The following is an 18,961-nucleotide window of genomic DNA, read 5'->3' on the forward strand; positions in this document are numbered from 1 at the left end:
AAAAGAGAGGGGCCGGGCTGCGGAATGCGCGGCCCCCAAATCACGATGAGCCGAGTGAGCCTCACCGTCTCTACATACAAAGACGCGCAAAGCGGCATTTCAACGACAGCGGAAAAAGAGAATTGTTTCGGCTGTAACTTCTTGAGTATTTTGCCTGGAGGTGTAGTGAATTTCGACTCCGGAGCGGGGATCCAGCGTTTGTGCTACGAGTAAAGCAATGGCAGAAGGTGCTCAATCCGCTCAGCCGGCTTTTCCGCCGGAGCCCCGCTGGCCTTCGGCGATGGGTTTGATTGCTGTTGGCGGGCTGCAATTGGCGCTGCCGTCGCATTTGGTGTTCGGGCCGGCGTGGCTGGTTCTGACAATCGTATGCGTTCTGGCGGCGGCCACGACGACCCTGCACCACACGGGCCGGCACGATGCCAGCCGAATCGGCGGCTATCTTCTTTCCACAGTGGTCACCCTGGCGATGATTTCGTCACTGGGTTTGCTGGTGGCCGGATTGCCGTCGCATCGCGATTCGGCCCAGGATCTGCTCTATGCCGCGACGGGGCTTTGGATCAGCAACATCCTTGTCTTCGCGTCCTGGTATTGGCGGTTGGATGGGGGTGGGCCGAGCGAGCGGCACCGGCGGAAGACACACAACGCGGGTTCGTTCCTGTTTCCCCAGATGACGATGTCCCCGGAGTCGCGGGCGGCGGCCGGATTGAAATACTGGCGGCCTGGCTTCGTCGACTATCTGTTCCTGGCCTTCAACACCAGTACGGCGCTGTCGCCGACCGATGTGCCGGTGCTCTCGCGCTGGGCGAAAGGCATGATGATGGTGCAGGCCATGATTTCGCTGAGTACGATCGTGATTCTGGCCGGCCGGGCCGTCAACGTTCTCTAGGCGCTTGCTCCACGAATGTGGAAACAGGCCTTTTCGTCCCATATTTACAAGTGTGTAAGCGGTTCCATGATTTTGCGCATTGGGGGCGCGGTGGGCCCTCCGGCGGGCTGGCGACTTGATAGAATCGTCAGCAATGAAATTCCCCAAAGCTGGGGCCGTGCTGGCGCTCACGGCTGTCTCCTGGGCAAATCTCGTTGCGCAAGCGCCGCCCAACCGGTCCACTCGATCGCTGCCCGAAGGCGCGGGCAGGGAAGTGACCCAGCGAGTCTGCGGAGCGACGTGCCACGGTCCGGACACCATCATGGGCAAGGGCCGGTCGCGTGAACAATGGACCGCCGTGGTAAACGCCATGGTGGCGCGCGGCGCGAAGGCGACCGATGCGGAGTTGGTCCAGATTGCGGAGTATCTCACAGCGCGGCTGGGGCCGAACGCTGTGACGGAGGCGCCTCCGGCGCGAGGGAGCCGCAGTGCTCCGGTGGCGGGCCGGGGCCCGGGACCGCTGGGCGCGGGCGCCGCGAATTCGCATGTCGTGGATGACGCCGGCGCCGAGCGCGGCAAGGCGGTGTATACGGCCGAGTGCATCACCTGCCATGGGATGAACGGACGCGGCGGGAACGAGACGCTGCCGGCCGGGCAACGAGGTCCGGATCTGGTGCGGTCCGTGCTCGTGCTGCATGACCGTTATGGAAACGAGATCGGGCCTTTTCTGGCCAAGGACCATCCACTGCGCAGCGGGCGGAAGGGGTCGAGCTTAAGTAAGGAACAGGTGAGCGACCTGGCCCATTTCCTCCACCAGACGGTTTATTACACTTTGCGCAGCGGCCCAATGTTGAAGGTGCAAAACATCCTCACCGGGGATCCGAAGGCGGGCGCGGCCTATTTCAATGGCGAGGGTAAGTGCAATACGTGCCATTCGCCCAGCGGCGACCTGGCGGGGATCGGCAAGAAGTACGATCCGCCGACCTTGCAGACCAAGTTCCTATTCCCCCGCAGCGTAGGCTTTGGCCGGGCGGGCGCGAGAACGGCGGTAGCCAAACCGGTGACGGTGAGCGTCACCCTGGCGGACGGAAGCGTGACCGAGGGGGTCCTGGAACGCCTGGATGACTTCTACGTGTCGCTGCGCGACGCGCAGGGGCAGTACAAATCGTTCAAGATCACCCCGCAGGTGAAGGTGGTGAAGAACGATCCCTACGCCATGCATGTCACGATGCTGGACCAATATACGGACAAGAACATTCACGATATCGTTGCTTACCTGGAGTCGCTGCAATGAAATTGACGAAACTGGTCACGCAGCCGCTGCTCGGCCTGGCGGTGGTGGGCTCGGGACTCCTCTCACAGGCGATGGAACCCGCGAAGGTGTCGGGACCGCCCAAAGACGCCTGGCCCATGACGATTGGCGATTACTCCGGGCGCCGGTTCAGCACGCTGGCGCAGATCAACGACGCGAACGTGAACTCGCTGAGCTTGGCTTGGGTTTACCGGACGAACTCCGGTTCGGGGTTTACCTCTTCGATCAAGGCGACTCCGGTGCTGGTGGACGGGATTCTGTATTTCTCCGTACCCGACAAGGTTTGGGCCGTGGATGCGCGCACGGGGCACGAAGTCTGGAATTTCACCTGGACTTCGACGGGCGGCATCCACATCGGCAGCCGCGGCGTGGCGATCTCGGGCAACTCGCTGTACTTCGAGACTCCGGACTGCCACCTGGTCGCGCTGAATACGAAAGACGGCAAGGAGCGCTGGCGCAGTTCGATCTGCGATCTGGACCAGATGTACTTCGGCTCGGCTGCTCCTCTGGTGATCAACAATCACATCATTGCCGGTGTGAGTGGAGACGACCTGGATACGCCGGGCTATATTGAGTCGCACGATCCGGAGTCCGGCAAGCTGCAGTGGCGCTGGTATGCCCATCCGCAGCCCGGCGAACCGGAGGCGAAGACCTGGCCCAGCACGGAGGCGATGCTGCACGGCGGCGGGATGACGTGGGGCGCGTACGCCTATGATCCGGAGCTCAACCTGCTGTACTTCGGCACCGGGAATCCGCAGCCGGTGATTGCCGGCAAGGGGCGGGAAGGCGACAACCTCTATACGGAGAGCATCATTGCGCTGAATCCGGATACGGGCAAATTGGCCTGGTATTTCCAGGTATCGCCGCATGATACGCACGATTGGGACGGCGTCGAGGCTCCGGTGCTGATCGATGGCGAGATCGACGGGAAGCCCAGGAAGTTGCTCGCGCAGGCGAGCCGGAACGGGTATTTCTTCGTCCTGGACCGCACGAACGGAAAGAACATCCTCTCGAAGACGTTTGCGAAGGCGAATTGGGCGAAGGGCCTCGATGCCAAGGGGCAGCCGATTCCGAATCCCGATAAGATGCCGCAGATCGATGGCGTGCTGGTGTCACCGAACCAGGCGGGCGCGGCGAACTGGCCGCCGCCGAGTTTCAGTCCGCTCACCGGGCTGTTCTATGTGAATGCGACGGACGCCTACAGCGTCTATTACATCTACGACAACGACATCAAGCCCGAGGGCTGGGGCGGCAACGATCACGGCGGATGGTCGCAATCGGCCCTGCGCGCGATCGACTATAAAACCGGCGAGATCAAGTGGAGCCATACGTGGGAAGGGAGCGGCGGACCGCGTTCGGGTGTCCTCTCCACGGCGGGGAATCTGGTGTTCGCGGCCGATTCGTCGAGCAACTTTGTGGCGTTGGATGCTGTGAAGGGCCAGCCCCTGTGGCATACGAATCTGGGCGCGGGCATGAGCAACTCGCCCATGACGTATGAGCTTGACGGCACGCAGTTTCTGGTGGTGGCGGCGGGCGATACGCTGTTTGGCTTTGCCATGCTGGCGAAATAGAGGGGACGCCGCCGATTCCCGGATGGGTTCCGCGGAAATAGCAGTACAATTTACGAACGATGACACCGCCGGCCGATCTCATGAAGGCGATTGCGGATGATCGCGCCGTGGCCTTTCTGGGCTCGGGGCTCTCGCTGGCAGCCGGCCTGCCGGACTGGCCGGGCCTGCTCAAGGAGTTGGCGCAGCAGGCGCACGACAGCGGCCAGGTGACGGACCTGGAGCAGACGCAGTTGATTGAGTGGGCCGGACAATCGGATTTCCTGATGCTGGCCGATGCCCTGGTGAATAAGCTGGGCCGCGGCAACTTCATCCGGTTCATGAAGGAGAAATTCGGCGGAATCACGGCGCCGACCGAAGTCCATCGGGAACTGACGCGGGTCCCCTTCGCCGCCTACATCACGACGAACTACGACACGTTGCTGGAGGATGCCTGGAGCGAGGTCAACCGCAAGCGCCTGGAGGTCTTCACGCATGAGGACCAAAGCGAGTTGCGCGATCCGTTTCGCAATCGCCGGCCCTTCCTGGTGAAGGTTCATGGTGATATTCACGGACCGGACACGCTGGTGCTGGGGCTGCAGGATTTCCGGAAGGTGATCCACGAGAACCGGGCGTACAGCCGGTTCATGGAAGATGTGCTGAGCCGGTTCTCGCTCGTGTTTCTGGGCTACAGCCTGAGCGATCCGGATGTGCTGAATATCCTGGATGAACTGGTGACGGTGTTCGACAGCGTGCCAGGGCAGCACTTTGCGCTGGTGGACGAGGCGCGGATGACGAACCTGCGGGCGGGGGTCTTCCTGCGCAACTACGGCATTCAGGTGGTGACCTATAAGAAGTCGGCTCCGAATCACCCGGAGGTGCTGGAGTTCGTGAAGGCGTTGTCGGCGAAGGCTCCGGCGGAGAAGGTGAAGCAGTTGGGCACGATGCCGGTGATTGTCTCGAACGATGCGGCCACGGCTCCGCTGTACAAGGCCCTGAGCCCGCTGTTCCGCCTGAATCTGGCGCAGTGGTCGACGGCGGCGCTGCCGGTGTGTGTGCCGCGCGCCCCGATGCCGGTTCCCTCCCTGGAGACGCCGCTGCCTGTGGGCTCCTCCGGGATGCCTTGGGACCTGTTCCACTCGTTGCGCGCACCCTCGCCGGCCGCTGCTCCGCACGCAGAGGCGCCCGTGCTTCCGGCTGTGCCGCTGCGGGATTATTGTGTCGCGCAGCTTGGCGCCTCGGCCTGGGAGAAACTGTCCGGTTGGCACGAGGCGTTGAAAGCCACGCCGGCGGGCCAATTGCTGCGCGTCAACCTGGATCGTGAATGCCTGCGGAACGATCTCGACCGTGAACTATGGTCTGAGTTCCTGCAGCGCCTGGCCGAGTCTGGCCCCTCGCCCGAACTGCCGTTTGAGGCCCTGACAAAGTTGGCGCAGTCGTCTGGCAGCCGCTACCTGCTCCGTGGGCGGAAGCTTGAGACTCAGGAAGCGCTGTGCCGCTACATGCGGCTGCGGCACCTGCTGTCGATGGCGAAGGCGACCGGTGGGGCAACTGGCACGGCCGGTGCCAGCGTCGCGGTGAGTCAGGTGGCGGCGGAAGACAGCAACACGCTCCGTATCGGGGAAGTTCTGCTGGGCAGACCCGGCGGGCCTTCCTGGTGCACCACGGCGTCGTATGGCGCATTCCTGAATGCGGGCGCCTTGGCGGGCGATCTATGGGATGGCGCACCCGGCGAGGCGGTGGTAGAGATCCGGTACACAGCGGACACGCTGGCGCCGGAGGACTACCTGCGGATTGCGACGGTGCCCGATATCTACAGCGGCCGAGTGGAGGAAGCGAACATCCTGAAACCGGAACCAGGGCCAGGGGACTGGTGCTGGACCATCCACATTGATGACGCCCCCAACTGGAAGCCCCTGGCGCCGTGCGGGGTGCATCCTACGTTGAAGTTGTCGGGGGCGATGGGGCAGGCGTTGAAGTTGAGGGTGGTGACGTAGCACTTCGGCGTCCAGGGCGGAGCTAATCCCCCAGGATCCGCCCAATCCCGCGCAGGGACGGGATGTTTTCGAAGGCGGCTTTCAGTCCTGCCGTAATCGGGATTGCCAGGATCAGGCCGGCTCCGCCCCACAGGAGATACCAGAGCATCAGCGCCACGGTGACCACCAGCGGATTCAGGTGGACCCTGGCTCCGACGAGTTTGGGGTAGAGCAGGTTCAGGGCGATCAGATGGAACAACGCAGTGGTGGCTCCGATGATCAGGTACGCGCTCAGTCCCGAGTAGACCGGCAGTGCGGCGACAAACGGCGGGATCACCGCCAGCGGCATGCCGAGGTAGGGAATTAGGCTCAGGAAGCCGCTCAAGGGGCCGACTACCTGCCAGTAGGGTAGTTTCACAAACCAGAAGAAGACCGCACTGGCGGCGGCGAGCACCAAGCCCAGCAGGAAGTTGCCGACGAGGTAGGCGCGGGCCACATTCGCGATGCCGTCCCAGGCGCGCTGGATGTTCTCGCGCTTACTGTCGGTAGCGATGATCTGCAGGACGCTGCGGCGGAAGTGGTCGCGCCAGCTCAACAGGAAGTAGACGAGAAAGGGGACAAACGAAGCCATCAGCGCGGCGTCGTAGAAGTCGCTGAGGTGGGAGTAGATGACCGCGACGAGCTGGCTGTCGTCCTGGCGGATTCGCACTTCCTGGATGGGTGGTGGCTGGTCGGGCTGCGCCGGCGTGGTCCGGCGCTTCTTGCTGGCGGACTTGGGCTGCTCCGGTTGCGGCTGAGGCTGGGCCTCGCGCAGGCGCTTGGGCACCAGCAGTTCCTGCGCCGTCTTCTCGACCCCTTCCAGTTGTTGGGCGGCGGCATCCACCAGTTCCGTGACGCGCTTGCTGTAAGTGGGCAGGTCTTCCCACAGGCCCACCACCTGGGTCCACAGGCCCAGGCCCATCAGGTAGAGGATGCCCAGCATGAAGGTGCAGGCCAGGAAGCTGGAGGCGCCGCGCGGGATGCGGAAACGCATGCCGAGATTGACGATGGGCTCCAGCAGAAAGGCCAGCAGAATCGCCGAGATCAGGGTGATGAAAAAGACGCGGCCCAGATAGAGCAGCACCATGACCAGAAGCACGGTGGCCAGGACCACCGGGATCTGCATGGATTGCTTCTCAGTCTGTGCGCCGGAATGAGCCATCTTCGGAACTGCCCCAAGGATAGGAACGTGGAAGACCTAAGTGTATCGTGGGAAGGCGGTCGGGAGCGAACGGCATCCTGATGGGTCAGGCGGCTCCGTCGTAGGCCATGCGGAGCCAGCCAATCAGTTCGGAATCCACCTCCGCGGGATCCGTCACTTTGACCTTGTGGCTGCACATGCCCTTGGGCGGCTGCTGCTCCAGCCGAGCCGTGCCGGGCACGTCCTTCAGGTTCAGGCCGACCTCCACTCGTGTGTTGGTCGCCGGTCCGATCATGGCGAACTGCTTCTTGCGGCGCAGGCTGACATAGCCCTTCTTGGGGGCGATTTCGAAGTCGCCGAATTCATGGATTCTGGCCATCAGCTTGTCGTGGATGGGCCGCAGCGGCGCTTTGGGGCCGGTGTAGATCTCGTCCAGAACCGCATCGCCGCCTGTCGCCGCCGGTTTGGCCCCAGCGGGCGTAGTGGCGGCTTTCAGCGCAAAGTGGGCCACGGCGTTGGCGTCTCCGTGACCCAGGCCGAGCTCCTTCTTGAGCATGGCGAGGATCTCGCTGTGTTTGGCCAGGCCGCTGGCGGCGACCAGGGCTTTGAGCTCGTCCAATGTCTTGCCGGTCTTTGCCTGGATGTTCCGAAGCTGTGTCTGCTGCGCCTGATCGACGATGCTCATGGGGTCCCATTCAGGGTTTCCCACTGGAAACCCCGTCCAGAGTATCATCCCCTCGCCCCAGTGCATTCAAGACCTTTTGTTGACGTAGTTGAATCAGCCTGGGCGGGTGAGCGCCCTCCGGATTCAAGGCATGGTACTGCAACTCGGCATCGTCCAATACGGGCAGGGCCTCTTCCAGCCGGCCGGCGGCGATCAGCACGTCCGCCTTGCGGATGCGCGCGGCGAGATTGCCGGGCTGGAGCGTGATCAGCTCCTCGGCCTGTGCGAGGGCCTGGTCAAACTGGGCCTCGAGCTGCAGCCAATGGGACAGGATCAGATGCCGCAGGGCCTGGTGGTCGGCATCGTCGGCGGGGATGGATGCTTCGACCTTGATGCGGGCCTGGGCCGGGGGCTGGCCCTCGGTTTCCAGCCAGGCGAGATACTCGCCGGGTGCGAGGTTGGTGGTCACCTCGGGCGACACGGTCCAGACGCGGAGAACCAGTTCCTGGCCTTCCGTGAGGCTGACGGTGGATTCGCGCTCCCGCATGCCGTGCTCGATTTGCGTGCCGTCGGGCGTCCAGAGGGTGAGTGTCGCCGTGGCGGCACGCTCCCGCGTTTGTTCCGTCGAAAGGAACGTGGCGGCAGCGATCAGCGCCTCGCCCGGTTGGATGGTAGCGCCGTCCCGGCCGTTGAGGGAGAGCACAATCTCCAGCCGCGGCGGTTCCGCGGTTTGCGCCGCCAGCATGGCGGCAGTCATGAGTGAAAGAAGTAGCGGTTTCATCGTACGGGTGCCTGGACAGCGTCGTTGACCAGAATCTGGCCGGCGCAATTGCCGCGGTTGGGTGCGGCCGGGCCGAAGCGGGACTGCGGCTGCCGGCCTGGATCGTTCACTCCGGTGCCCTCCGTGCTTTGGCAGAGTTGGTGGCCGGCGGTTTCGTCAGTGCGGTAGCGGAGATCGGGATCGGTTTGCGAGGGGTACCCCTTGGCCGCGTCGTAGCGCATGATGCAGGTGTCGACGCCGGAGTACGGGCTGGCGTAGGGGCCGAGCAGGATGGGCCGCCCGGCGCCCAGGTCCTTCGTGTACGGGCTTCCGTTCTCATACTGGATCCGGATGGATTTCTTGGTGCCGTTCTCGGTTTCGAAGTACCCGTCTGCCGGGTTGCCGGACCAGGTGACGCTGCGCTCCCGCGCTTCGCCATGGTGGTAGACGTTCACGGTATGCAGCAACTCGTGCACCATGGAGTCGCCCAGATACTGGATCTCATCCGCGGCTTCGGCGCCGGTGAGCACAGGCAGCACCACCTTGGTGATGCGGGCGGGCGTGCCGGGCCCTCCACGGGCCTGTGCGTAGCCGTGAACCGAGGTGTCGGCTTCGAGAATGACGGCATGCTGATCGACGCGATGCGGGGCGGCGGCGTGGTTCGAGTTGATGACGCGGTTGGTGGGGAGTTCTGACGGCTGAAGGCGGCCGTGGACTTTCAGCCCGGTGAGGCCGCCAAAGGTACGCAGACCGGCCGTCACCACACCTCCGCCGCGATTGAGAGCGAAGTAGTCCTTGGTTTTGGGATCCCCCTCGATATGTGCGCCGTTCTCGATGAAGCCCCGGTACTCCTCGTAGAGCGTCAAGCCGTCCCCGTTGTTGCCGTCTCCGGCGGGCTGGTCTTCCTGGTCGGAAGAATCCGAGCTCGAGCCCACGCCCATCTGGTCGCGCCAGACTTTGGCGATTAGGTCTCCATCGGCGCGCTTGGGTAGGCGGACTTCGGTCTGCGACGGATCGCGCTCCAGGTAACCACGGATCTCGCGGCCATCCTCCATCACGGCGGTGACGGTGATGCGGCCGAAGGCGCCCCAGTCGTAGGAACCCACGACGGCGGAACTCTCGGTGTACTCGCCGGGCGGGGTTTGGGCGGACTGGCCCTCACCATCGGACACGATCACGTTGCCGCCTGGTTCGAAGCGCAGATCCGGATCCGTGCCGGGCTGTTGCAGCGGCGCATTCAGGGCGTAACCGGGTTCACGCGAAACCTGGGCAAACTGCCAGCGGAATTGAGTGGCCTTCTCCTTGAGGTCGCCGGTCTTCGCGTGAAGGCGGGCGTTCAGGGTGACATGGCTGCCAAGCCCTCCTCCGGCCCCAGCCGTCGGGCGGAACTGTTCGAAGTTGTCGCTGATCAGGACCTCGACGGTTTCCTGCATGCCGATGGGCTGGATGTTCCAGGTGACATCGAACGGGAAGCTGTTGGCCGGTTGCGAGCCGTCGAAGAGAATGCCCCAGCCGCCGTCGCTGCTTTCATCCACCCTGCCGCTGTAATTGAGGCGCCCTGCCTGGGCGGGAATGGGCTGGGGGACGCCGTTGCCGTGGAAATCGGGATACCAGGTCTCGGTGACCGTGCGCACTTCCGTAGCGCTGCCGAAGACGCACACGCCGACGGTGGTCTCTGTGGCGGGTGAGGACGCGTAGTTGATCTGGAAGTAGTAGGTCCCATCGTCTTCGAAAAAGAGGAGGGCTTGCATCGGGGTTGCATCCGGCGGGCGCACGAGCGGGCCGTTCGCGACGATGGTGACGTCGTTGCGGCAGGCCGTGTCGTCACGCATGATTGTGTTGTCGACACGGAAATTGCCGGTGATCGTACCGGTCCAGGCCTGCCGCTTTTTGTCCCAGCGGTTCAGCAGGATTTTTCCGGAGGCTTCCGTGAAGATCGAGTGGCTGCTCGTCATCTGGTTGCTGCCGCCGGATCCAGTGACTTTTCGATGAGTCGTGAAGGTGCCCTCGAAGCCTTCGACCTTGCTCCACCACTGCGATGCTTGCGCCTGGAGCAGAGACGGCGCCGCTTGGGCCAGGAGAATGACGGCAAGTCCTGTCCGGACCCGCGGGAGAAGATTGCGCACACTCAGGACGCGCAGAATTCCGGCGAAGGGGATCAATCCCCAGGCTGATCGTTACTTCGTTTCTTCCAGCGATAGGCGGTCTTGGAGTTTTTCCAGAAATACTTCGCGGCGGCTTCCGGGCCCTTCTTGCGGAAGTAATCGTCCACGATCCGGAACACCTGCGGGTATTCGGCCCAATGATCGCTATTGGGCCAGTCGCTGCCGTAGACCAGGCGGTCCTCGCCAAACTGCGCCCACAGTTCGTCGAGGCGCGGTTTGTAGAAGGCCGGATCCGTGGGGACCTTGCTGTCGACGCGGCGCAGAACGCTGGATACCTTTACGAAGACCTGGGGCCGCTGGGTGAGTTGCCGGACCGTTGCGTCGTACGCGCGGCGCTCCGCCGGTTTAGTGGGGCTGGCGAGTTGCGGCAGGTGATCGAGCATGACGCGCAGGTTCGGTACTGCGTCGGTGAGTCTGACGACATCGGCGAGCAGGGCGGGGGTCGGATTGGCGGTGTCGAGGATCAGGCCGGCGGCGGCCAGGCTTTTTACACCTGCAACGAAGTCCGGTTTCGCGAGAGAGGCGCCGAGATCGCGCGACCAGAGGTTGCCGTAGCGGATGCCGAGGAAGAGCGGGTTCCTGAGGTAAGTCTGCAGAGTGTGCGCGAAGCCGGGCTCGGCCGGCTCGAGGTTGCCAATGGTGCCGACGAACAGTGGTTCGTCCTGAATGGTCTCAAGAACCCAGTCGTTGTCCTCCCGCCGCGGGCTGGCTTCCACTTCAATGGCGCCTCGAATGCCGAAGGGTGTGGCAACGGCGCGGTAGCGGTCAGGCAGGGCGGGCTTATAGAGTGCCGTGTCGTCCTTGGCCGGCCAGGGGATACCGCCTGGACGGCGCGGATCGAACAGGTGCACGTGCGTGTCGATGATCGGGATGGACTGGGGCTGGGCGGGCAAGGTCTGCATCGTTGCGGCGGCGCCAAGGAACTGCCTGCGGTTCATCGTCGCATTGTATCGCGCGGATACTTAACGCTTGACGATGACTTCCTGCAGGTTCTCGCGCGTGAGGAAGAACTTGACTGCCGCGAACTGATGGAAGAAGCGTTCGATGGAGCGAGTCGTGTAGAGCTCTATGGTGCGGGCCGATTCGCGCGGCATGAACATCAGGTGTTTGGCATCGATGATGCGGCAGGAGTGCGGTTTGGCCGCCGGGCCGCCCGATTCCGGATGGAAGAAGGCCAGCAGGAAGGAATCCGGGGCGAGGATGCGGTAGAGGCGGTCCAGCACGGCCTGGGCGATGGGGTTCGGCAGAAACTGGAGCACGTCCCAGACGAGCGCGCCGTCAGAGGACTGATCGGGGAAGTCGAAGGTCTGGTCGATGAACTGCGCGATGCGGTGCGAGTCGAAGTGTTTGTTTGCGAACTCCTGCTTGGTGAAGAAGGAATCGCAGGCCTTCACGATATCTTCGGCGTATAAGCGGTGGCCCAGGCCAGTCACGAAATCGAGATTGGCCTGGTTCAGTCCGCCGAGATCGAGGATCTGGAGCCCTTCCTGCGTGCGCAGGAGATTAGTCAGGCTTTCCAGGGCGTAAGATCGCCGCGCTCCTGCCGGAACATTCGAAGAGGAGGTAGTGCTGGAAGATGGCGGCTGAGGGCGCCAGTTCATCCGCGCTTGATCTCCGGTTTGGTTTCAGGCGCGGCCTGCGCATCCACAATGGGCGGCGCGGGCTGTTGGGGTTTGGGTGCGGGCTTGGGCGTATCGATGCGGATGGTTTCGACGTTGCCCTTGAAGTAGGCTTCGTCCTCGATGACGGGCCGCTGGGCTTTGAGATCGCCAATCACGCGCGCGCCCTTTTTGATCTCGACGCGTTCGCTGGCTTCCATATTGCCCTGCACGGTGCCGACAACCACGATCTCGCGGGCGCGGATTCCACCCTGCACATGGCCGGTGGCGCCTACAGTGAGCCGGTTCTCCGGCAAGTCGACGTTGCCATCCAGGCGCCCGTCGATGACAAGGTCTTCCTTGCCCTGAATGTGCCCGTTGATCACGAGGCTCTTGCCGATGGAGGCGGTCACCCGGGCGGAACCGTATTCGGTTTGCCGCGTGGGATAGGCGCTCACCGGAATCGCCTCTCTGCTTTGCTCCGATGCAGAGGGCGCCGGCGACGAAGGCCGGTACTGGATGTCTTCTTCCTTTTTATTGCGGTTCCACATGTGTAACAGTCTCCTGTGTCCTTGGACCCCCAAGGCTGCAGCCGCAAATAGCGGCATAAATTGCTAAGGCCTGCCGGATTGTTCCTATGGTAGAGGTCCAAAGGCGGGAAACGCAATGCCCATCCAGGGGGTGGAAGCATCCGGGACCGTGAATTGGCATAATGGCAGCGTGTCAAAAGCGAAGGATCTGGAAGCGAGACTCGAACGGCTTGAGCAGCAGTTGGGCGTCTACCAGCGGGTAAGCCGTCTGATGGTGCGCGAATTGAGCCTGGCCGATACTCTGCAAGCCATCGTCAAGCTGGTCCACGATTTCACAGACTGTGATTCGTGCCTGCTGTATCTTCTGGACCGCGAAGAACTTGTTCTCTGCGCTACCTCCAGCCCGCATCCGTCGCAGATCGGAACGGTACGCTTGAAACTCAGCGAGGGTCTGACGGGGTGGGTCGCCCGCGAGCGCAAGTTGCTGGCTCTCGGCATGGAAGCCTATAAGGACGCTCGGTTTAAGGCGTTCTCGGAACTGCCGGAGGACACCTACGAGTCGTTTCTTTCTTCTCCGGTGATTGCCCGAAATCGAGTAGTGGGCGTGATCAACGTGCAGCACCGCACCCCGCACCGCCACACGGGCGCGGAGATGGAACTGCTTACGACAATTGGAGAACAGGTGGGGTGTCTGCTGGTGCTGGCGCGAATGTCGCCCAGCGCCATTGAAGATGCAAACCACGTGGAACTGGTCCGCTCTCATGGGCACATTGCACGGCGGGGGGAAGATGAAGAGAAAGGTTGAAGACCTCTCCCAGGCGAGCCGCCGGGCTTTCCTGGCGGGGGCCTGTGGATTCGGGATCGCGGCCGGCCAGGAGCCCAAGGCGCCGCCCAAGGCCGAGGCGAAAAAGGGGCCCGGTGATGTCGCGGAGGGCATGTACTCCGCGCGGCCGGGTGAACTGCCCGCGGGCCACATTGCGCGGGCCGACGCATCCACCAAACCTTACGGCGGCATGCGCTGGCGCATGCAGTATCAATTCGACCAGGATGATACCGATGTTGTCCTGAACGACCTGCGCTTCGCTTCCGCGGAACGCGGCATCGCCGTGGGCGGCATGGTGCGCAAGGGCAGGGATGAGAACTTTGCACTGGTCACCCGGGACGGAGGCCTGCACTGGACACAGGTCAAAATGAAGGACCTGCCCTACTCGCTGTTCCTTCTGGACGAGTCCAGGTACTTTTGCGTCTGCCAGGGTTCGCTCTGGTATTCAAACGAGAGCGGAGTCAGTTGGGAGAAGCGCAAGCTGCCCAAGGCCAAGAAGGGCTCCGAGGTGGCGCGGGTCCACTTTATTGACGATAAAAATGGCTGGGCCTTTGGGGCGGGGTTGGCCGTTTACCGTACTGTTGACGGAGGAATGAGCTGGACGGAAGTGCCCGAGGCGAACGAACTGAAGCTCAAGCCGGAGAATACGGAATGGGCCTGGATGAACTGGATCGGGCCGAAGACCGGAATCCTGGTGGGCACATCTTCGGCGCCTCCGCCGGAAGGCTCCCGGCTGCCGGATTGGATGATTCCGGAGCGCGCCATGCGCAGGCGGGCGATTCCCGGCTCCACGATTGTGTTGGAGACCCGGGACAGCGGCGCGACCTGGAAGGGGTCGATGGTGTCGTCCTTCGGCCATGTGGTGCGGATGCGGGGCGGCCTTCAGGCTATGACGCTCTTTCAATACGGCGAGAGCATGGACTTCTCCTCCGAAGTCTATGTGGTGAATCTGCGTGGCGGCTCAAACCGGCCGTACTTCCGGCGCAAGGATGTTTTCGTCTATGATGCGGTGCCGTTGGCACAGGGCGGCTCCCTGGTGGCCGCCATCGAAACCCGCGGCCGCATGCGCACCAGCCCGATCCCCGGCAAGTTGCGCATCTTCCAGGATACGGGTTCGGAATGGCGCGAGATGCGTGTAGACTACCACGCGTCTGGAGTCCGCGCGGTGCTGGCCTATGTCGACGACAATCACATTTGGGCCGCTACCAGCGAGGGGGTGATTCTGAAGCTCGGCTAGTGGTAGTCTTTCGGAATGTCACTGTCTCGCCGAAGCCTGCTCAGCGCCAGCGCCGCTGCCCTGGCTGCCGCTCCAGCGCACGTCGCCGCTCAGTCCAAAACGCAGCGCCGCATCCAGCTCGCTGTCTCCACTTATTCCTACTGGCACTTCAACCCCACGAAGTACCCGATCGAAGATGTGATCGAAGACGCTGCCCGGCTGGGCTTCGATGGCGTCGAGATCCTGCATCGCCAGATGACCGACGAGTCCCCCGCCTACATCAACGGTCTTAAGAAGCGCGCCTTCACGTTGGGTTTGAGCATGCCCATGCTCTCCATCCACCAGGACTTCGTTTCGCCGGCCGCCGACGAACGCGCGAAGATGATCGACCACACGGTCCGTTGCCTGGAACTCGCCGCCCGCATGGGCATCCCCTGCGTACGGCTGAATTCGGGGCGGTGGAAGACGATTCCGGATTTTAATGACCTGATGAAGGTGAAAGGCGACGAACCGCCACTGCCCGGCTACAAACTGGAGGACGCCATCGGCTGGTGCGTGTCGTCGATTGAGAAGTGCCTGCCAACCTGCGAGAAGCTGGGTGTCATGCTCGCCCTGGAGAATCATTGGGGCCTGACCACCAGCCTGGACAACCTGCTGAACATCCACCAGAAGGTGAACTCACCCTGGCTCGGCATCAACATGGATACGGGCAACTATCCGGGTGATGCGTACGCGGGCATTGAGCGGCTGGCTCCGCACGCGACCATCGTTCAAGCCAAGACTTACTATGGCGGCGGCGAGTGGTACACGCTCGACCTCGACTACAAACGCATTGCCGGCATTCTGCGCAAGGCCAACTACAACGGTTGGGTGAGCCTGGAGATGGAAGGCAAGGAAACTCCGAAGACAGCGGTAGCCAAGAGCTACGAAGTGCTGCGCCAAGCGTTTTCCTAAACTTGGGGCTCGCTCGCAAGGGCGAGCCTTCATTTCTTCGCGGCGTTGCCTCTGACTAGGGCGCGCCTTCGGCCAGTCTGGTTACCCAAGCCTCGCAAGTGTTGAGAATTCCCACAGGACATCAAGGTCTGATATTCTGAAGGAGACAGAGACCGCGCGAGGGTCATTTGGCGGTAAAACTGTCATAGAAGGTAATCATACATGCCTAAGACGATCGAAGTGACCGAGCTCATTCTGAGGGACGCGCATCAGAGCCTGATGGCGACCCGCATGGCGATGGAGGACATGGTTCCTGCGTGCGAAGACATCGACAAGGCCGGGTACTGGTCAGTTGAGTGTTGGGGCGGGGCCACGTTTGACTCCTGCATCCGTTTTCTTAATGAAGATCCCTGGGATCGCCTCCGCAAATTCCGCAAGCTTTTACCGAATTCCCGCCTGCAAATGCTGCTGCGCGGTCAGAATCTGTTGGGTTATCGCCACTACGAAGACGAGGTGGTCGACCGCTTTGTAGACAAGGCCGCCGAGAACGGCATGGACGTCTTCCGCGTGTTTGACGCGCTGAATGACATTCGCAATGTCCGCCAGGCCATCAAGGCCGTCAAGAAGGCCGGCAAACACGCACAGGGCACCATCTGTTACACCGTGAGCCCCCTGCATACTGTCACCGGGTATGTAGAGATGGCCGAACAGTTGGTCGACCTCGGGTGCGACTCCATCTGTATCAAAGACATGGCCGCGCTGCTGAAGCCGCAACCGGCCTACGACATCGTCAAGGCGATCAAGGAAGCCTGCGGCGAAGAGCTGCGGATCCATGTGCATGTGCATGCAACCACGGGCGTTACGATGGTCAGCCTGATGAAGGCGATCGAAGCGGGCGCCGATTGCGTCGATACCGCCATCTCGAGCCTCAGCCTGGGACCGGGCCACAACCCTACCGAGAGCTTGGTGGAGATGCTGGAAGGCACTCCGTACGTCACGAAACTGGATAAGAGCCGCCTGTTGAAGGTGAAGGAGTACTTCGCCGGCATCCGGCCGCGCTACAAAGAGTACTTGTCCAACATCACGGGCGTCGAAACCGAAATCTTTGACAGCCAGATCCCGGGCGGCATGATCTCCAACATGGAGAGCCAGTTGAAGCAGCAGGGTGCGGCGGACCGCCTGAAGGAAGTGCTGTGCGAGGTCCCGCGGGTCCGCAAGGACGCCGGCTATCCCCCGCTGGTCACGCCTTCCAGCCAAATCGTTGGAACGCAAGCTGTTTTCAACGTCATGATGGGCCGCTACAAGGTTCTGACGGGCGAGTTTGCTGACCTGATGCTGGGCTACTACGGCACCACGCTGGGACAGCGCGACCCCGAAGTCATCAACCTGGCCCACAAACAGGCCAGGAAGAATCCCATCACCTGCCGGCCGGCCGACCTGCTGAAGCCGGAATGGGACCAGCTCCGCTCCTCGGGTCTCGCGTTGAAGGGCTGCAACGGCTCCGATGAAGATGTCCTGACCTACGCCATGTTCCCCCAAGTGGCGCCTAAGTTCTTTTCCACCAGACAGGAGGGTCCGAAGAACCTCGGTAAGGACCCCTCGGCCAAGCCAGCCGCCGCTCCGGCGCCCGGCGGAAACGCCGAGACCGGCAAGGGGCCGGTGATGTCCACCATCTCCTATGACGTCAAGCTGAACGGCAAGACGCACAAGGTGACGGTGGCGCCTTCCGCCTGAAGCGGAAGTTGAGGTTCGATACGGCCCGGGCCGGGGCGCCAGTAACGGGAGTTCTCCGGCCTGGCAGGAATCTGGAAATTAAGAGTTTGAGGTAGGATTCATGTCGATTAAATCGATGGATATTCGGGTTGAAGAACTTCGCAAGAAACGCGAGCAGGTGATGCTTGGCGGCGGCGCGGACAAGCTGGAAAAGCACCGTGCCAGTGGCAAAATGACGGCGCGGGAACGGGTGGACGGGCTGGTGGACAAGGGTTCGTTCATGGAGACCGGCCTGTTTGCGCAGCACCGTGCGACGCTGTTCGGAATGGCCGGAAAAGAGACGGCGGCCGACGGTGTGATCACTGGTTCGGCGGCGATCCATGGGCGGCTGGTTCACGTGGCCAGCCAGGACTTCACGGTCCTGGGCGGCTCGGCCGGCGAACTGCACTCGATCAAAGTGTCGGAAGCGATGATGCAGTCGCTGAAGACCGGCTCCCCCTTCGTTTTCATCAACGACTCAGGCGGAGCGCGTGTGCAGGAAGGGATCGACTCGCTCTCCGGCTACGGTAAGGTTTTTTATACCAACGTGATGCTGAGCGGCGCGGTGCCCCAGATCTCTCTCATCTGCGGACCCTGCGCCGGCGGCGCGGCCTACTCCCCGGCGCTGACCGACTTCATCATCCAGACACGCAAGGCGCAGATGTTCATCACCGGTCCGCAGGTCATCAAACAGGTGACCGGCGAGACGGTGACGGCCGACGACCTGGGTGGACCCGACGCGCACATGGCGAAGTCGGGCGTGATTCACTTCATCGCCGAAGACGACAAAGACGCGCTGCTGCTGTGCCAGAAGCTGCTCAGCTTCCTGCCGTCGAACAACCTGGAAGATCCGCCCGAGATCCCGGGTGAGTATAGCTGCGAGCCGAATCCGGAACTGGCCGACATCGTGCCGGTGGACGGCAAGAAGGGCTACGACATCCGCGACGTGATCCTGCGGATCATCGACAACGGCGACTTCCTGGAAGTCCAGGCCGGCCACGCGCCGAATATCGTCATCGGCTTCGCCCGCATCTGCGGCCGCAGCATCGGCATCATTGCGAACCAGCCCGCGGTGCAGGCCGGTGTACTCGACATCGATGCCAGCAGCAAGGGTGCGCGCTTCATCCGCTTCTGCAACGCCTTCAACATCCCGTTGGTGACCCTGGTGGACGTGCCCGGCTTCCTGCCCGGCGTGCAGCAGGAATACGGCGGCATCATCCGCCACGGCGCCAAGATGTTGTTCGCTTACTCCGCCGCGACGGTGCCCAAGATCACCGTCATCCTGCGCAAAGCCTACGGCGGTGCCTATCTCGCCATGTGCTGCAAGGACCTGGGCGCGGACCGCAGCTATGCCTGGCCCACCGCCGAGATCGCCGTCATGGGCGCTGAAGGCGCGGCCGAGATCGTCTTCCGCAAAGAGATCAGCGAAGCCACCGATAAGGCGGCCAAGCGCAAGGAGATGATCGATCAGTACCGCGAAGCATTCTCCAATCCGTTCGTCGCCGCCGGCCGCCGGCTGGTCGACGACATCATCGAGCCGGCCGACACCCGCAAGGTGATCGCGCAGGCGCTGGAATACCTGCACACGAAGCGCGAACTCAGGCCTGGCAAGAAGCACGGTCTGATGCCGCTGTAGAGCG

At 62.6% G+C, this 18,961-nt stretch carries 16 protein-coding genes; 9 read left to right on the forward strand and 7 right to left on the reverse strand.

Annotation, left to right across the window (positions count from 1 at the left end; genetic code table 11):
- The first annotated feature begins 217 nt into the window (after positions 1-217).
- The 4 genes from IRI77_RS05180 (at position 218) to IRI77_RS05195 (ending at position 5,721) form a co-directional block, all read left to right on the forward strand.
- Positions 218-886 carry a DUF1345 domain-containing protein gene (locus IRI77_RS05180; protein ID WP_194451013.1) on the forward strand — a complete coding sequence of 223 codons (669 nt, stop codon included), beginning with the start codon at positions 218-220 and terminating at the stop codon, positions 884-886.
- 133 nt (positions 887-1,019) lie between these two features.
- Positions 1,020-2,159, forward strand: coding sequence for a c-type cytochrome (locus tag IRI77_RS05185; RefSeq protein ID WP_194451014.1), 1,140 nt, complete (start codon positions 1,020-1,022; stop codon positions 2,157-2,159).
- Positions 2,156-3,748, forward strand: a complete 1,593-nt coding sequence (locus IRI77_RS05190; protein ID WP_194451015.1) for an acido-empty-quinoprotein group A — start codon at positions 2,156-2,158, stop codon at positions 3,746-3,748. The genes IRI77_RS05185 and IRI77_RS05190 overlap by 4 nt, the downstream gene beginning before the upstream one ends.
- A 59-nt stretch (positions 3,749-3,807) precedes the next feature.
- Positions 3,808-5,721 (forward strand): SIR2 family NAD-dependent protein deacylase, encoded by a 1,914-nt coding sequence (locus IRI77_RS05195; protein ID WP_194451016.1) that lies wholly within the window; start codon positions 3,808-3,810, stop codon positions 5,719-5,721.
- Between the two features lie 22 nt (positions 5,722-5,743).
- Here the strand turns inward: IRI77_RS05195 and IRI77_RS05200 are convergent, their stop codons facing one another.
- The 7 genes from IRI77_RS05200 to IRI77_RS05230 all read right to left on the reverse strand — a co-directional run bounded on the left by IRI77_RS05200 (position 5,744) and on the right by IRI77_RS05230 (position 12,618).
- On the reverse strand, positions 5,744-6,865 hold the full coding sequence (locus IRI77_RS05200; protein WP_194451017.1) for an AI-2E family transporter: 1,122 nt from the start codon (positions 6,863-6,865) through the stop codon (positions 5,744-5,746).
- A 121-nt stretch (positions 6,866-6,986) separates the two neighbouring features.
- Positions 6,987-7,565, reverse strand: coding sequence for a DUF5655 domain-containing protein (locus IRI77_RS05205; protein ID WP_194451018.1), 579 nt, complete (start codon positions 7,563-7,565; stop codon positions 6,987-6,989).
- A gap of 10 nt (positions 7,566-7,575) precedes the next feature.
- Complete coding sequence (locus tag IRI77_RS05210; protein WP_194451019.1) at positions 7,576-8,325, reverse strand: tetratricopeptide repeat protein; 750 nt, start codon at positions 8,323-8,325, stop codon at positions 7,576-7,578.
- The gene (locus IRI77_RS05215) at positions 8,322-10,466 is read right to left on the reverse strand and encodes a hypothetical protein (RefSeq protein ID WP_194451020.1); all 2,145 of its coding nucleotides are present in this window, start codon (positions 10,464-10,466) and stop codon (positions 8,322-8,324) included. Before IRI77_RS05215 ends, IRI77_RS05210 begins: the two co-directional genes overlap by 4 nt.
- Positions 10,463-11,407, reverse strand: coding sequence for an amidohydrolase family protein (locus tag IRI77_RS05220; protein ID WP_194451021.1), 945 nt, complete (start codon positions 11,405-11,407; stop codon positions 10,463-10,465). The genes IRI77_RS05215 and IRI77_RS05220 overlap by 4 nt, the downstream gene beginning before the upstream one ends.
- 24 nt (positions 11,408-11,431) lie before the next feature.
- Positions 11,432-12,070, reverse strand: a complete 639-nt coding sequence (locus IRI77_RS05225) for a methyltransferase domain-containing protein (protein ID WP_194451022.1) — start codon at positions 12,068-12,070, stop codon at positions 11,432-11,434.
- Positions 12,067-12,618, reverse strand: a complete 552-nt coding sequence (locus tag IRI77_RS05230; RefSeq protein WP_194451023.1) for a bactofilin family protein — start codon at positions 12,616-12,618, stop codon at positions 12,067-12,069. Before IRI77_RS05230 ends, IRI77_RS05225 begins: the two co-directional genes overlap by 4 nt.
- A 169-nt stretch (positions 12,619-12,787) precedes the next feature.
- Here IRI77_RS05230 and IRI77_RS05235 point away from each other — a divergent pair, with 169 nt between their 5' ends.
- From IRI77_RS05235 to IRI77_RS05255, 5 genes are all read left to right on the forward strand, one after another.
- Positions 12,788-13,402: a GAF domain-containing protein gene (locus IRI77_RS05235; protein WP_194451024.1), complete on the forward strand. Its 615-nt coding sequence runs from the start codon at positions 12,788-12,790 to the stop codon at positions 13,400-13,402.
- Positions 13,386-14,657 (forward strand): WD40/YVTN/BNR-like repeat-containing protein, encoded by a 1,272-nt coding sequence (locus tag IRI77_RS05240; protein ID WP_194451025.1) that lies wholly within the window; start codon positions 13,386-13,388, stop codon positions 14,655-14,657. Before IRI77_RS05235 ends, IRI77_RS05240 begins: the two co-directional genes overlap by 17 nt.
- A gap of 15 nt (positions 14,658-14,672) precedes the next feature.
- On the forward strand, positions 14,673-15,590 hold the full coding sequence (locus tag IRI77_RS05245) for a sugar phosphate isomerase/epimerase family protein (protein WP_194451026.1): 918 nt from the start codon (positions 14,673-14,675) through the stop codon (positions 15,588-15,590).
- A gap of 201 nt (positions 15,591-15,791) precedes the next feature.
- The gene (locus tag IRI77_RS05250) at positions 15,792-17,303 is read left to right on the forward strand and encodes a methylmalonyl-CoA carboxytransferase subunit 5S (protein WP_194451027.1); all 1,512 of its coding nucleotides are present in this window, start codon (positions 15,792-15,794) and stop codon (positions 17,301-17,303) included.
- Between the two features lie 100 nt (positions 17,304-17,403).
- The gene (locus IRI77_RS05255; RefSeq protein WP_194451028.1) at positions 17,404-18,957 is read left to right on the forward strand and encodes an acyl-CoA carboxylase subunit beta; all 1,554 of its coding nucleotides are present in this window, start codon (positions 17,404-17,406) and stop codon (positions 18,955-18,957) included.
- Positions 18,958-18,961 lie beyond the last annotated feature (4 nt).

It is taken from the genome of Paludibaculum fermentans, assembly GCF_015277775.1.
GTDB classification, from domain to species: Bacteria; Acidobacteriota; Terriglobia; order Bryobacterales; family Bryobacteraceae; genus Paludibaculum; species Paludibaculum fermentans.

What these genes read in the sequence shown, in the direction of transcription:
- IRI77_RS05180 (WP_194451013.1), top strand. Translation starts at nt 218, where the DNA reads ATGGCAGAAGGTGCTCAATCCGCTCAGCCGGCTTTTCCGCCGGAGCCC.
- IRI77_RS05185 (WP_194451014.1), top strand. Translation starts at nt 1,020, where the DNA reads ATGAAATTCCCCAAAGCTGGGGCCGTGCTGGCGCTCACGGCTGTCTCC.
- IRI77_RS05190 (WP_194451015.1), top strand. Translation starts at nt 2,156, where the DNA reads ATGAAATTGACGAAACTGGTCACGCAGCCGCTGCTCGGCCTGGCGGTG.
- IRI77_RS05195 (WP_194451016.1), top strand. Translation starts at nt 3,808, where the DNA reads ATGACACCGCCGGCCGATCTCATGAAGGCGATTGCGGATGATCGCGCC.
- IRI77_RS05200 (WP_194451017.1), bottom strand. Translation starts at nt 6,865, where the DNA reads ATGCAGATCCCGGTGGTCCTGGCCACCGTGCTTCTGGTCATGGTGCTG.
- IRI77_RS05205 (WP_194451018.1), bottom strand. Translation starts at nt 7,565, where the DNA reads ATGAGCATCGTCGATCAGGCGCAGCAGACACAGCTTCGGAACATCCAG.
- IRI77_RS05210 (WP_194451019.1), bottom strand. Translation starts at nt 8,325, where the DNA reads ATGAAACCGCTACTTCTTTCACTCATGACTGCCGCCATGCTGGCGGCG.
- IRI77_RS05220 (WP_194451021.1), bottom strand. Translation starts at nt 11,407, where the DNA reads ATGAACCGCAGGCAGTTCCTTGGCGCCGCCGCAACGATGCAGACCTTG.
- IRI77_RS05225 (WP_194451022.1), bottom strand. Translation starts at nt 12,070, where the DNA reads ATGAACTGGCGCCCTCAGCCGCCATCTTCCAGCACTACCTCCTCTTCG.
- IRI77_RS05230 (WP_194451023.1), bottom strand. Translation starts at nt 12,618, where the DNA reads ATGTGGAACCGCAATAAAAAGGAAGAAGACATCCAGTACCGGCCTTCG.
- IRI77_RS05240 (WP_194451025.1), top strand. Translation starts at nt 13,386, where the DNA reads ATGAAGAGAAAGGTTGAAGACCTCTCCCAGGCGAGCCGCCGGGCTTTC.
- IRI77_RS05245 (WP_194451026.1), top strand. Translation starts at nt 14,673, where the DNA reads ATGTCACTGTCTCGCCGAAGCCTGCTCAGCGCCAGCGCCGCTGCCCTG.
- IRI77_RS05250 (WP_194451027.1), top strand. Translation starts at nt 15,792, where the DNA reads ATGCCTAAGACGATCGAAGTGACCGAGCTCATTCTGAGGGACGCGCAT.
- IRI77_RS05255 (WP_194451028.1), top strand. Translation starts at nt 17,404, where the DNA reads ATGTCGATTAAATCGATGGATATTCGGGTTGAAGAACTTCGCAAGAAA.